The following is a 13,145-nucleotide window of genomic DNA, read 5'->3' on the forward strand; positions in this document are numbered from 1 at the left end:
TCGGCAGTTATGCATCCGACGACATTGTCGTGCGAAGAGTCGCCGGACACCCGATGATGGTCAAGTCGGGAGGAGTCGGGGATGTTGGATAGGCGTGCCTTTTTGAAGGCCGCGGGGCTGGCTGGGGCCGGTACTGTTTTCGCGGGCTGTTCATCTACCGGAACAAAGGCGCCGGGCGGGCAACCTCCGACGACTTTGCCGTTGCCGCCTGCGACAACGACGGTGACGGTGCCGCCACCCCCACCGAACTGGGAATCCTTGCGCGCCAGGATGAGCGGATCCCTTCTGCTGCCGGGCGAACAGGATTTCGACACGGCTCGGCGCGTCTACAACCCACTGGCCGACGGCCGCGCACCGGCCGCGCTGGCGCGCTGCAAGACCAAAGAGGACGTCCAGGTTTGTGTGTCCGTGGCCGCGGAATCCAAAATCCCGATCGCGGCCCGCAGTGGCGGGCACAGCTACGCGGGCTATTCGATCCCGGAATCGGGCCTGCAAGTCGACCTCTCGGAGTTCAAAGAGGTCACCGTCCGTCCAGACGGGACAGTCCGGATTGGAGCTGGCGCGAAGCTGACCGATGTCTACACGGCACTGGCGAAAGCCGGAAGGTGCTTGCCCGCTGGCTCGTGCCCTACCGTCGGGATAGCCGGACTGACATTGGGCGGCGGAATCGGTGTGCTTTCCCGGAAATACGGTTTGACGTGTGACCGGCTCGACGCGGCAACGGTAGTCACGGCGGACAGTAGAATCATCGAAGCATCCGGTGGAACGTCAGCGGATCTGTTCTGGGCATTGCGTGGCGGTGGCGGCGGCAATTTCGGAATCGTGACCGAGTTCATTTTCGCCAGTGTCCCAGCGCCCGCGCTTTCGGTGTTCACCATGCGATTCCCGGTTGGCTCGGTCCCGGACGTGCTTGGCGCGTGGCAGCAATGGATCGGCACGACTCCGCCGGAACTGTGGTCGAACATCATCATCGTCGGTGCCGCCCAAGCCCCGTCCTGCGAGGTCAGCGGCTGCTTTGTCGGCTCGCCGGGAGAGCTGAACGGATTGCTGGCCGGACTGAAGGTCCGCCCGTCTTCCCGTGTCGTGCAAGCAAAGGAATACCTCGACGCGATGCGTTTCTTCTCCGGCAGCAGCGCCCGTCAGTCCTTTGTGGCCTCATCACGGATGCTGTCTGGCCCGGCCGATCCCGCGAAGATCGCCCGCGTGATGACCGGCCGCCCAGGTCTGGACCTGTTGGTCGACGCACTGGGCGGTGCGGTGGCGGACCTCGCGCCGTCGGAAACGGCCTTCCCGCACCGGAAAGCCTTTGCCAGCGCCCAGATCTACATGAAGACGGACGCCGCAGGCGCGGGCCGGGCGACCGCTCAGGTCGGCGAGGTCCGGGATGCGCTGACGGAGTTTTCCGGCGTGACGGGTTATGTGAACTACATCGACCCGACCATGCCGGACTGGGCGAACGCGTACTACGGCGCCAACTTGCCGAGGCTTCAGCAGGTCGCCAAGGCAGTCGACCCGAACCGCGTCTTCGCCTTCCCGCAGGGCATTCCCCAATCCTAGGCTCAGCTACCCAGGCACACGAACGGCCGACGCAGTGGATCCACAGCCATAGCGTCGGCCAGCGCCACGGCAGGCGACGCGCCGGACGCCAATGCCCGGTGGTAGTCGTCCATCGCCGCCGCAGCAGGCTGATCGCCAACCCGGCTGGCTGCGGCGACAACCGTCCCGACGCCACCGGCGAGCAAAGCTCCGGCGAACCCCAAAGCCTCATCACCCGGCCGGATCCGGTTCAGCGCCAACTCGCAAGCCGCGAGCACGACCTGCCGTGGCGGCTGCCGCAATCGCGCCAACTCATGGGCGAACAAAGCGCCATCCACCAATTCGAGCCGGGAGAACAACGCGTTCTCGGCCTCGTGTTCCCCATGCGCCGCAATGTGAACGAGCGATGCGCCGTCCAAACTCTCCAGCACACGGAACGAGGTCGCGTCCTCCCCGGCGAGCAAAGTGGCCTTCTCGTAGTGCGCGGCCAGCTTGTCGATTTCCCCAATCGCGGCCGACAATCCTGGACCACGAACCAAAGCGGTATGTCCAGAATGGACCGGCGAAGCCGATGCCGCGAGCCAGGCGGTCGCTGACGGCGCAACGACAACCGGCCGCGACCGCAGCGAATCCAAGACGCCCCAAGGCACTGCGTACAGCGAGCCGGTCGGCACGATCACCAGATCGCCGTTCAATCCCGCCAGCGGTCGCATCAGCTGCGCGTCCAACGCGGCCGCATGCTTACGGGCCGATGCCGAGATCGCCTCGAACAACGGTTCTGGCAGGAAATCCGGCGCCATGGCGTTGAGGTCCGCGTGTAGGCGCATCGCGTTCTCGGTTGCCTGGGCCGCCGAACCCAGCCGCACCAACCGCACGCGGCCCTGCGCCAGGACAACGGCCATCAAGGCGTCGCCGGACACCGTGAAGCTGATCAACGCGTTGGATCCGAGCCGTGCCAACACTTCCGACACCGTTGCGACCGGGCGGGGTTTGCCCCACTGGGATGCCGCGTGCCAGCCGAGGCGCATGGCCGCGCGCTGCCGGTCGGCGTAACGGGAACGCAGTTTCGTTGTCGGGCGACCGTCCAGTTTGGCCTGTCGGAGCGCGTATCCGAGGTTACGGATCTCGCCGATCAGCTCGACCAGCTGCGGGTCGTCGATGCCGGAAACCGGCTCATAGCGGTACATCTGCGCGCGTGTCTGTTCAAGCCAGCCGAACATGCGGCGGGCCACGGCCGCTGAGTCGCCGCCGTCGAGCACCAGTCGGACGGCGAGGTCGCCGAGTTGCTGGCCGTGGATCGCGGTCGCGGACACGAGCTCCAGGCCGCCCATGCGGTCACGGGCGTTGCCGAGGTCGTTGAGGCCCGCGCGTGCCTGAGAGAACGCACGCCGTCGGTTCCCTACGGCTGCGGCAAGTTCGGCGCGCGTCAGGCGCAGCAGCATCCTTTGCTCGATGGGAGTAACGGGCCCTGGGCGACGCAACGCGCTGAGCAACATTGTTGCTTCCGTTACGTTTCCGCGTCGTACTTCCAGACGGGCTGCCAACGTTCGTGCCAGAGCGGCTTCGTCCATCAGGCGTAGGGTCGTGAGTTCGTCTGCCAGCTGGCTCGCACGAGTTGGGAGAGATACGGGAATCCTTGCACCGCGCCAGGCGCGTGCGATGTCTACACGCAACCCGATCAGCGCGGCGACGGCTGCCCACGCGTCGCTGCCGCGGCGCTTGAAACGGCGTCGCGCGGAGCTGGCGAGCTTGCGGCCCAGCGAGAGGTTGTCTTCCATCAGTGCGGCCGTCGCGCGCATCAGCTCGGCCTCCGCGAGGTCCTGTTGTACGCGTTCTGCCTGCATTTGGGGCAGTACGTCGTCGAGGTTCTTGGCCACCTCGTCGGCAAGGCCAGCCGCGATCAGTGCTTGCGACTGGTCGATTCGCAGTCGCGGCAGCATGAACGGGCCGAGTTCGAGGTAGTCGCGTTCGGCTTCCTGGTAGTACCGCAGTGCCTGTGGAATGTCGCCGGACCGCAGGTACAGGTCGCCGAGTTGGTGGCGGACGTAGGCAACGCGCATCGACAAGCCGTGGTCGAGGCCGAGGGTGATCGCCATGTTGAGGTTGATGAAGGCGGATTCGATCTGCCCCATCTCCAGGAACGCCTGCCCCCGGTTGGCCAGCGACGCGATCATCGAGTCCATCAGCCGGCCAGGATCGTCACTGCCCAGCTCAAGGAGGCGTTCCTTGTGCGCCACGGCCGAGTCGAGCAGCGGGATGCTTTCCTCGTAACGTCCGCTGCGGATCAGCATGCCCGCGTGGTTGCCGTCGATCGCGGCGTTGAGCTCGGCCCGTACCCGTTCGTCGGTCAGGCGCTGCACGGCGGGACGCAGCTGTGCCAGCCGCGCCAGCCCGCGGGCCAGCGTGCCGGATTCGGCTTCGGCAAAGGCAAGCGTGATCAGGATCCGCACGCGGGCGCGGACCCAGTCGACGTCATCACTCGGGCCGACCGTGTCCAGCGTGGCCAGCGCTTGGCGCAGCAGCTGGATCTCCTGGGTGAACCGGCCGGTGTGCCCGATCTCGACGGCACGCCGGTGCAGGTCCATCGCCTCGCTGACCGCCTTGGCGGTTGACCGGTGTGTCCCTTCGGTCGGGCGTGTCGCGGGCACTGGTCTATGAGACCACAGAAAGGTCAACAAGCCAGCCCGCCGACCGGTTGAGTCGGCGGGCAGCAATAGGCAAAGCGGCCGGGTCTACTTGGCCGGCTCGTTCTCGTGGTGGACCGGGCCGTCAGCGCCCTCGGTCTTCTCGTGGTGCACCGGGCCGTCCACACCGTCCGTGCCCAGCGCGGTCACCGGGACCGACTCGTGGTGGACCGGACCCTTGGGGCGGTCGCCAGTCAGCGCGGTCACCGGGACCGACTCGTGGTGCACGGGGCCGTCGGTCTGGTCGCCACCGCTGGAGTCGAACACGCCACCGGCGTTGACCGGAACGGACTCGTGGTGCACCGGGCCGGTCGGGCGCACCTGGTCCTTCTTGGGCTTGACCAGGCCGTCGAGGTTCTCGTTCTCGGTGTTGGCGGTCGTCATGGGTAATTCCCTCCTCGTCACGCGCTCAGGGCACGTGTCCCCTGACCAGAGTCGGCCGAGCGGCGATGGTCGACTCTGGGTGTTCTTCAACGCGGTTCCCCTCATGAACCGGCCTGAATGTACCGCACGAATGGAGGAATGGGAATTACTAAGGGAAACGGGAATGTGATCCAATTACTCCGATTGTGACGTAATTGATCCGATCAGAGGCTAACGTTTGTCAATACCGTTATCCGCTCCTCGGTGAGGTCGATCATGGCTGATCGGACCCCCTCGCGGCCGAAGCCGGAACCCTTGACGCCGCCGTAAGGCATCTGGTCTGCCCGAAATGACGGAACGTCGCCGATGATCACGCCGCCGACTTCCAGTTCGGTGCCCGCGCGGGTCGCGGTCGGCAGATCACGAGTGAACACACCGGCCTGCAGACCGTAAGCCGAAGAATTCACCCGTTCGAATGCGTCGTCGATACCGTCCACAATTGACACCGCGAGAACCGGCCCGAACACTTCCTCGGCCCAGACCTTGCTGTCCTCTGGAGCGTCCAGCAACAAGGTTGGTTCGACCAACGTGCCGTCCCGGTGCCCGCCAGCCAGCAGTTTCGCGCCGCGCGAGGTCGCTTCCTCGATCCATGACTCGACGCGGGCCGCTGCGGCCTCGTCCACAACCGGGCCCACCTCGACCTCGGGATCGTGCGGATCTCCGTTGCGCAGCCCACGAACCGCGTCGACAAGTTTGCCGATGAACTCGTCGGCGACCGCGCGATCGACAAGCACCCGCTGCACCGCGATGCACGACTGCCCAGCCTGGTAGTTACCGAACGTGGCAATGCGCTGAGCGGCGAAGTCCAAATCCGGCCAGTCCGCGCACACGACAGCGGCCGCGTTCCCGCCGAGTTCGAGCACGAAGTGCTTATGTGGCGCGGCATCCATCAACGACCAGCCGACCGGCCCTGACCCGGTGAACGACACCACCGGCAGCCGCTCGTCGCGCACAAGTCCCGCCGTGGCCTCGTTACCGACCGGCAGCACGGAGAAAGCGCCTTCCGGCAAATCAGTCTCGGCCAGCAGTTCGCCGAGCACCAAAGAAGACAAGGGAGTACGCGGCGCAGGCTTGATCAAGATCGGCGCTCCGACCGCGAGCGAGGGCGCGACCTTGTGCGCAACGAGGTTGAGCGGGAAGTTGAACGGCGCGATGCCCAGCACCGGCCCACGCGGGAACCGGCGGACCAACGCGACCCGCCCGTCCGCGCTCGGATCGGTGTCCAGCCGCTGGATCTCGCCGCCGAACCGGCGCGCCTCCTCGGCGGCCACCCGGAACGTCGAGACCGCCCGCTTGACCTCCACCTCGGCCCACTTCAGCGGTTTGCCGTTCTCCGCCGTGATCAACTCGGCCAGTTCCTCCGCCTGCGCGGCGAGTCCACGTGAGACGTGTTCGAGCGCGTCGGCCCGGATGTGCGCGGGCGTGCGCCGGAACCCCGGGGCGACAGCCGCTGCCGCCGCGACCGCCCGCTCGATCTGCTCAGGGCCGGGCACCGCGACCGTGGCCACCTCGGAGTTGTCGAACGGGTGGTGCACTGTCAGTGCTTCCACGCCCTGTTCTGGGCGTCCCGCGATCCAACAGGGCCGAGGCGTGGGCGTGTAAGCATCCATGGTGTCCAAACTAGTCACTCCAAGGAGTACGTGACCAAGTACCGGGGGTGAGCCTGTTCACCCACTTAGTAGATCGGCACGAGTCCCTGGGATGCTTGACCTGCGTCAACCGAGAGGAGCAAGGATCAGTGTCTGACGCCAGCGCCCGGCCAGTGCTCGTCGTCGATTTCGGGGCCCAGTACGCCCAGCTGATCGCCCGCCGCGTGCGCGAGGCCCAGGTGTACTCCGAGGTCGTCCCGCACACCGAGTCCGTCAAGGAGTTGATCGCCCGCGACCCGGCCGCGATCATCCTCTCCGGCGGGCCCGCGAGTGTGTTCGTCGAAGGCGCGCCAAGCGTCGACCCGGCCCTGTTCGACGCCGGTGTGCCGGTGTTCGGCATCTGCTACGGCTACCAGGCGATGGCCCGCGGCCTCGGCGGAACGGTCGAAGCCACCGGGATCCGTGAGTTCGGCCGGACCGAGCTGTCGGTGTCCGGCGGTGTGCTGCACGAGGATCTGCCCGGCAAGCACCCGGTCTGGATGAGCCACAACGACAGCGTCACCAAGGCGCCGGAGGGCTTCACGGTCACCGCGTCCAGTGACGGCGCCGCGGTCGCCGGGTTCGAGAACGTGGAGCGCAAGTTCGCCGGTGTGCAGTATCACCCCGAGGTCGGGCATTCCCCGCACGGCCAGGAAGTGCTTCGCCGGTTCCTGCACGAGATCGCCGGGCTGCGTCCTGAGTGGACGGTTGCGTCCATTGTGGAGGACCAGGTCGCCGCGATCCGGGAGCAGGTCGGCGACGGCCGCGCGATCTGCGGGCTGTCCGGCGGTGTCGACTCCGCGGTCGCCGCCGCGCTGGTCCAGCGTGCCATCGGCGACCGGTTGACGTGTGTGTTCGTCGACCACGGCCTGCTGCGCGCGGGCGAGCGGACCCAGGTCGAGCGGGACTTCGTCGCCGCGACCGGCGTCAATCTGGTCACTGTGGACGCTCGCGAGCGGTTCCTCGACGCGCTGGCCGGGGTGACCGACCCCGAGGAGAAGCGCAAGATCATCGGCCGCGAGTTCATCCGGGTGTTCGAGCAGGCCGCGCGCGACCTGAAGACCGAGGACGGCGTCGACTTCCTCGTCCAGGGAACGCTTTACCCCGACGTCGTCGAGTCCGGCGGCGGCTCGGGCACCGCGAACATCAAGAGCCACCACAATGTCGGCGGTCTGCCGGACGACCTCGAGTTCAAGCTCGTCGAGCCGCTGCGCGCGCTGTTCAAGGACGAGGTCCGCCGGGTCGGTCTCGAACTGGGCCTGCCGGAGACGATCGTGCACCGCCAGCCCTTCCCAGGGCCCGGTCTGGCGATCCGGATCATCGGCGAGGTCAGCGAACACAACCTGGAGATCCTGCGCGCGGCCGACTCGATCGCCCGCGAGGAACTCACGGTGGCAGGTCTTGACCGCGACATCTGGCAGTGCCCGGTCGTCCTGCTCGCGGACGTCCGAAGCGTTGGCGTGCAAGGAGACGGCCGGACCTACGGGCACCCGGTCGTGCTTCGCCCAGTGTCCTCTGAGGACGCTATGACGGCGGACTGGACACGGCTGCCCTACGACGTGCTCGAGCGGATCTCCACCCGGATCACCAACGAGGTGCCCGAGGTCAACCGTGTCGTCCTCGACGTCACGAGCAAGCCCCCGGGCACCATCGAGTGGGAGTAACCCCCTCGTGAGTGGTTAGACGTGTTCTAACACGGCTAATACGACAGCCGCACAGTGTGATCTTGGTGTGGGGTCGTGATCATGGGTGCGGCCACCGCGTGATCAACTTCGAGGTGTGATTGGACTCGAGGAAGACGCGGTGGCCGCGTCGGAGACTGTAGTAGACGAGGGTTTCGCCCGCTGGCGGGCCGGGTTTGATGACATGTTCGCGCTGGTAGCTGGCCGGTTCGCGCAGGCCGATTCGCGTGCCCGTGCTCAGAAGTACCTACTCGGGCTGCTGTCTGGTGTGGAGCGCAAGAACTCCTGGTCGTTGGCGGAGCTCGCCGGGGAGAGCAGCCCGGACGGCATGCAGCGCCTGCTGAACTTCTACCGCTGGGACGCCGAGGCGGTGCGCGACGATGTGCGTGGCTACGTGCTGGCGCATCTGGATGACCCGAGTGGGGTGTTCGTCGGCGACGAGACCGGATTCATCAAGAAGGGCACCAAATCCGCGGGTGTGCAACGCCAGTACACCGGCACCTCGGGCAAGATCGACAACTGTCAGGTCGGCGTGTTTCTGACCTATGTCTCCCGGCATGGCCGGGCGTTGATCGACCGGGAGCTCTACCTGCCGCAGAAGTCCTGGTGTGCCGACCGGGATCGCTGTCGCGAGGCCGGGATCGGCGACGAGGTCGAGTTCGCGACCAAACCCGAGCTGGCCCGCCGGATGCTCGCCCGGCTGCTGGAGGCCGGGGTCACGGTGGGCTGGTTCACCGCGGACGAGCTCTACGGCGACAACCCGGCCCTGCGCGACTGGCTGGCCGAGCAGGCGGTGAACTACGTGCTGGCGGTGTCCTGCGATTACCAGGTGACCACGCCGACCGGGCCGGCGCGCGCGGACGTGCTGGCCGGCCGGGCACCGGCGCGGGGCTGGCAGCGGCTCTCGGCCGGGCGGGGCAGCAAGGGCCACCGCTTGTATGACTGGCTGCTGATCGATCCCGGTCCCGGCGAGCGGCATCAGCTGCTGGTGCGTCGCTCGATCAGCGATCCGACCGATCTGGCCTACTACGTCTGCCACACCGCCGGTCCGGTGCCACTCGCGGAACTGGTGCGCGTGGCCGGATCCCGTTGGGCGGTGAAGGAAACCTTCCAGTTCGCCAAGAACGAGACCGGGCTGGACCATTATCAAGTCCGCAAGTACATCGCGTGGTACCGGCACATCACCCTGGCCATGCTCGCCGCGGCGTTCCTGGCCGTGACCGCCCATACTGAACGCATCCGCACCCCACCACCACGCTATAGGACACCGGAAAAGGGGGCGCCAGAACCGATCCTGATCGGCTGATCCCGTTATCCTGCAACGAAATCCGACGACTCTGGGCCACCCTCACCCGTCCAGTACACCCCCGAGCACACATCCAGCACTGGTCTACCTGGCGCCGACGCCACCAGACCCGCGCCCGCCACAGCCACTACCAGCGACAACACCGCACATATCAACAGACATAACACTGTGCTGCTGCCGTACTAACCACTCACGAGCTTTTGTCAGCCGCCGCTGTTGGTGCGGATCCAGCTGGCCAGCGCCGAGGTATCGACGTAGATCGACGGCCCGGTGGCGCAGCGCGCGTCACCGTTGCCGGACCGGCTGGTGGCACCGATCAGCTGCCACACGCCGTTGACCCGCTTGACCTGCGGGCCACCGGAGTCGCCGTAGCAGGCACCGGAGTTGCCGCCGGTGTTGTTTGGTGCAGATCTCGGTCGCGCCGCGGATGCCGCCGCCGGTGCACCGGCTGTCCGCCACGATCGACGTGTCCAGCTCCTGCAGACCGACCGGCGCGCCACAGCCGCCACGGATCGGGCAGGTCTGGCCCCAGCCGATGATCCGGGTGGCGGTGCCGTCCGGGCCGGAGGTCGCGGCGATGGCGATCGGCGCCTGTGGCACCGAGGTCGCCAGCTGCAGAACGGCGAGGTCAGCCGACGGGTGAGCGATCCGCCGGGTGACGCGGGCGACCGAACCACCGGTGGTCCGGTTGGTTGTGCCGACGCGAACCTGGGCCGGCTGGCCACAGTGTGCCGCGGTGACGACCCAGTTCGCCTTGATCAGCGAGCCACCACAGGAGTGGCCGCCGGAGGCGGACTGCAGGGAAACCATGAACGAATAGACTTCAGAGGCCGGGCGGCCGTTGACAATCATCGGTTCGACGCCCTGTTGGCTGATCCGCCTGCGCCGCCGCGGCCGGGATGACCAGACCAGCGAGCGCGACTCCAGCGGTGAACAGGCCGGCGAGCAGGGACCGTGCCTTCATTCCGATTCTCCTTTTGTGGGCCCGGAAGGTGATCCGGGTCACGGAGAACCGTTGCTTCGAGCACGCGACCCAGAGTCTTCTGTTGCCCCGGGCTTCCCGGACCCGGCCAGTGATCTGGACAGGTCTGTGGGAGGTGTGTGATGGACATGGTGATCGAGCGGTGTGCGGGTCTGGACATCGGTAAGACCAGTTTCACGGTGTGTGTGCGAGAGCCTGGTGCGGGCGGCCGGCGGCGTGGTGAGGTCCGGACGTTCTCAGCGATGACCAACGGGATTCTGGACTGCCGGCAGTGGCTGACCGAGCACGAGGTGAGCGTGGTCGGGATGGAAGCCACTGGCGTGTATTGGAAGCCGGTGTATTACCTGTTGGAAGACCAGTTCGAATGCTGGCTGCTCAACGCCCGACACATGCATAACGTGCCCGGCCGCAAGACCGATGTGTCCGACGCGGCGTGGATCGCCCGGCTGCTGGAGCACGGTTTGGTGCGGCCGAGTTTCGTGCCGCCACCCCCGATCCGCCGGTTGCGGGATCTGACCCGGTATCGCGCCAGCCTGGTGCACGAACGCACCCGGGAAGTCCAACGGCTGGAGAAGTTCCTCGAGGACGCCGGTATCAAGATCACCTCGGTCACCTCCGAGACACTGAGCAAATCCACCCGGGCGATGCTCGAGGCGTTGATCGCGGGGGTGCGTGACCCGCACGCACTGGCCGAGCTGGCCCGGGGCCGGATGCGGGCCAAGATCCCCCAACTACGACACGCGCTGGACGGCCGGTTCACCGCGCATCACGCCCTGCTGTGCCGGGCCATGCTGGACCGGATCGATCACGCCGACACCACCATGGACACCATCAGCGCCCAGATCGATGTCGAGATCGAGCCCTTTCGTCATCAGATCGAGCGGTTGATCACCATTCCCGGGATCAGCACACGTATCGCCGAGATCGTCATCGCCGAGATCGGCCCGGACATGTCCCGCTTCGCCACCGCCGATCATCTGGCCTCCTGGGCCGGGATGTGCCCCGGCAACAACGAATCCGCCGGCAAGCACTACTCCGGCCGCACCCGCAAAGGCGACAGCTGGCTCCGCGCCGCGCTCGGGGAGGCGGCCATGGCCGCCTCCCGAACCAAACACACCTACCTCGCCGCCCGCTACCGCAGGCTGGTCACACGACGGGGCAAGAAACGCGCCCTGGTCGCCGTCGGCCACAGCATCCTGACCGCGATCTGGCACATGCTCACCCACAACACCGACTACCACGACCTCGGCCCCGACCATTGCACCAACCGGATCGGCCGCACCCGCCAAGCCCAACGCCTGACCACCCAACTGACCCGACTCGGCTACCGCGTCACCGTCGAGGAGGCCGCCTAACAGCCCCACAGCCTTATTTTCGACCCAGTGTTTTCGCCGGTCTGGTGTTTTAACGTTGTGAGGGCATGGTGGGCAGGGCCGTCGCGGAGCGGCGGCCCTGCTTTCGTTGCTGGGTTTAGGTTTTTGTCACTGGACGGACGATGCGATGCCGCGTCGCGGGGATGGATGTATGCCCTGTCGGGCGGCCCGGACCGGGCCGTGAAGGTTTTCGCGGTTTCGCCGGAGATCCCAGGCGCGGGTGAAGCCCACGAAACCCGCGTTTGACCCGTAGCGGGCTGAGCGGTCCCCGGCGTCGTTCCCAGGACAGTCGCTGATCGGCGATGAGCCCACGCGCCAGGACCAGGTGAACATAAGCCACAGCCACCAGCCAACTCCACCGCTCGGCTTGCTCGGGGCCACGCACTCGAGGGCGGGTCCAAGCCAGGTATTGCTTGAGGAACCGGAAGAGGTGCTCGATGCCGTAACGGCGCAGATACGCCCGCCACACCCGGTCAAGATCGAACGAGCCCTCAGGCCCGGTCCAGAACAACCACATCGGCGGGTACGCCGGGTCGGCCGAACACACCCAGACCACACTGCCCCGGGTCACCGGGCGGGAGTACCCGGGCCGGTAGCCAGGTTCCCGCAGTGCCGCCGATTCCGAGGCACGCGGGTGCATCCCATGCCACACCGACACACTCACCGCGGCCCGCCCAGGCTCGGCGGGCACCGCGAGGTATTCGTCCGGGTCACGCCAGCTACGGCGATCGGACAGTTTCATCTTTGGCCCGTGCACTCGCGGCCGCCCGATCGTGCCTGGTTCCCGCGGCGGCGGATCGGCCATCACCACCGCGTCCTTACGCAACCGGACCACGATCTGCACCCGCTCGCCGGTCAACCGGCCACCCAGATACACCGGGCTGTAGTCCCCGTCAGCACACACAATCGGAACCAGACCACCACCATCATCACCACCGTCCGGGTCCCGGTCGGCAGCCACCTGCTTCAGCAACGCCTCGATCTGCCCGACAGCAACCACATTGTGGTTCTCACCCACCGCGATACGCGCCACCGCCACCGGCGACGCCCACGACGAACCGCTCGTCCCGGTCGCGGCCAGCCACTGAAACCACCAGCCCGGAGTCACCACCCCGCTGCCACCGCCAACATCCTTGCCCGCGTCGTAGTTCAACGTCCGGTCCGGGCTGGTCGGCGCATCCGGACGCGGCCACTGCGAACAATCCAACGCGAACACCAGCCCCGAGGACCGATCCACCACACCCGCCAACACACCCGCCAACACCGCGGCGTCGATCCGGCCCCGATCCAACGCGGCATACACACTGCCATGCCCACGCCGCAACACCGGCTCCAAGCTTAGATACGGCAACGACTCCAACCGGCCCGGATGACACAACAACGCGTCCACCATCTCGAACAACACATCCGGCCACCTCGTGAACGACTCATACACCGCCCGGCGGAACCGCCGCAGCCGCCGGAGTTGGCCTACAAGGGATCCATCAGGCACACTGCCAGACACGGCCACCGCTTTCGTGATCAAAGTTCT

General features: G+C 66.8%; 8 protein-coding genes and 1 pseudogene. 4 read left to right on the forward strand and 5 right to left on the reverse strand.

From position 1 onward, the window contains the following. The first annotated feature begins 81 nt into the window (after positions 1–81). Complete coding sequence (locus LWC34_RS23850) at positions 82–1,557, forward strand: FAD-binding oxidoreductase (RefSeq protein ID WP_233727370.1); 1,476 nt, start codon at positions 82–84, stop codon at positions 1,555–1,557. A 2-nt stretch (positions 1,558–1,559) separates the two neighbouring features. Here the strand turns inward: LWC34_RS23850 and LWC34_RS23855 are convergent, their stop codons facing one another. The 3 genes from LWC34_RS23855 to LWC34_RS23865 form a co-directional block, all read right to left on the reverse strand. Continuing rightward, on the reverse strand, positions 1,560–4,184 hold the full coding sequence (locus LWC34_RS23855) for a CHAT domain-containing protein (RefSeq protein ID WP_308200130.1): 2,625 nt from the start codon (positions 4,182–4,184) through the stop codon (positions 1,560–1,562). 84 nt (positions 4,185–4,268) lie between these two features. Further along, on the reverse strand, positions 4,269–4,604 hold the full coding sequence (locus LWC34_RS23860) for a hypothetical protein (protein WP_233727371.1): 336 nt from the start codon (positions 4,602–4,604) through the stop codon (positions 4,269–4,271). A gap of 203 nt (positions 4,605–4,807) precedes the next feature. Then, a complete protein-coding gene (locus LWC34_RS23865; protein ID WP_233727372.1) occupies positions 4,808–6,253 on the reverse strand; it encodes an aldehyde dehydrogenase family protein in 1,446 nt (481 codons plus the stop codon). Positions 6,254–6,381: 128 nt separating this feature from the next. On the opposite strand from LWC34_RS23865, the gene guaA reads away from it, so the two are divergent. Both guaA and LWC34_RS23875 read left to right on the forward strand, forming a co-directional pair. Further along, complete coding sequence (guaA, locus tag LWC34_RS23870; RefSeq protein ID WP_233727373.1) at positions 6,382–7,935, forward strand: glutamine-hydrolyzing GMP synthase; 1,554 nt, start codon at positions 6,382–6,384, stop codon at positions 7,933–7,935. A 202-nt stretch (positions 7,936–8,137) separates the two neighbouring features. After that, positions 8,138–9,259 (forward strand): IS701 family transposase, encoded by a 1,122-nt coding sequence (locus LWC34_RS23875; protein WP_233728856.1) that lies wholly within the window; start codon positions 8,138–8,140, stop codon positions 9,257–9,259. Positions 9,260–9,462: 203 nt separating this feature from the next. Here the strand turns inward: LWC34_RS23875 and LWC34_RS23880 are convergent. Beyond that, a pseudogene (locus LWC34_RS23880) lies at positions 9,463–10,223 on the reverse strand (S1 family peptidase). 140 nt (positions 10,224–10,363) lie between these two features. On the opposite strand from LWC34_RS23880, the gene LWC34_RS23885 reads away from it, so the two are divergent. Continuing rightward, positions 10,364–11,596: an IS110 family RNA-guided transposase gene (locus LWC34_RS23885; RefSeq protein ID WP_233727374.1), complete on the forward strand. Its 1,233-nt coding sequence runs from the start codon at positions 10,364–10,366 to the stop codon at positions 11,594–11,596. Between the two features lie 115 nt (positions 11,597–11,711). On the opposite strand, the gene LWC34_RS23890 is transcribed toward LWC34_RS23885, so the two are convergent. Then, positions 11,712–13,124, reverse strand: a complete 1,413-nt coding sequence (locus LWC34_RS23890; protein WP_372496548.1) for a transposase — start codon at positions 13,122–13,124, stop codon at positions 11,712–11,714. Positions 13,125–13,145: the final 21 nt, after the last annotated feature.

The organism is Kibdelosporangium philippinense (genome assembly GCF_021390435.2).
Taxonomy (GTDB): Bacteria; Actinomycetota; Actinomycetes; order Mycobacteriales; family Pseudonocardiaceae; genus Kibdelosporangium; species Kibdelosporangium philippinense.

What these genes read in the sequence shown, in the direction of transcription:
- LWC34_RS23885 (WP_233727374.1), top strand. Translation starts at nt 10,364, where the DNA reads ATGGACATGGTGATCGAGCGGTGTGCGGGTCTGGACATCGGTAAGACC.
- LWC34_RS23865 (WP_233727372.1), bottom strand. Translation starts at nt 6,253, where the DNA reads ATGGATGCTTACACGCCCACGCCTCGGCCCTGTTGGATCGCGGGACGC.
- LWC34_RS23860 (WP_233727371.1), bottom strand. Translation starts at nt 4,604, where the DNA reads ATGACGACCGCCAACACCGAGAACGAGAACCTCGACGGCCTGGTCAAG.
- LWC34_RS23850 (WP_233727370.1), top strand. Translation starts at nt 82, where the DNA reads ATGTTGGATAGGCGTGCCTTTTTGAAGGCCGCGGGGCTGGCTGGGGCC.
- LWC34_RS23875 (WP_233728856.1), top strand. Translation starts at nt 8,138, where the DNA reads ATGTTCGCGCTGGTAGCTGGCCGGTTCGCGCAGGCCGATTCGCGTGCC.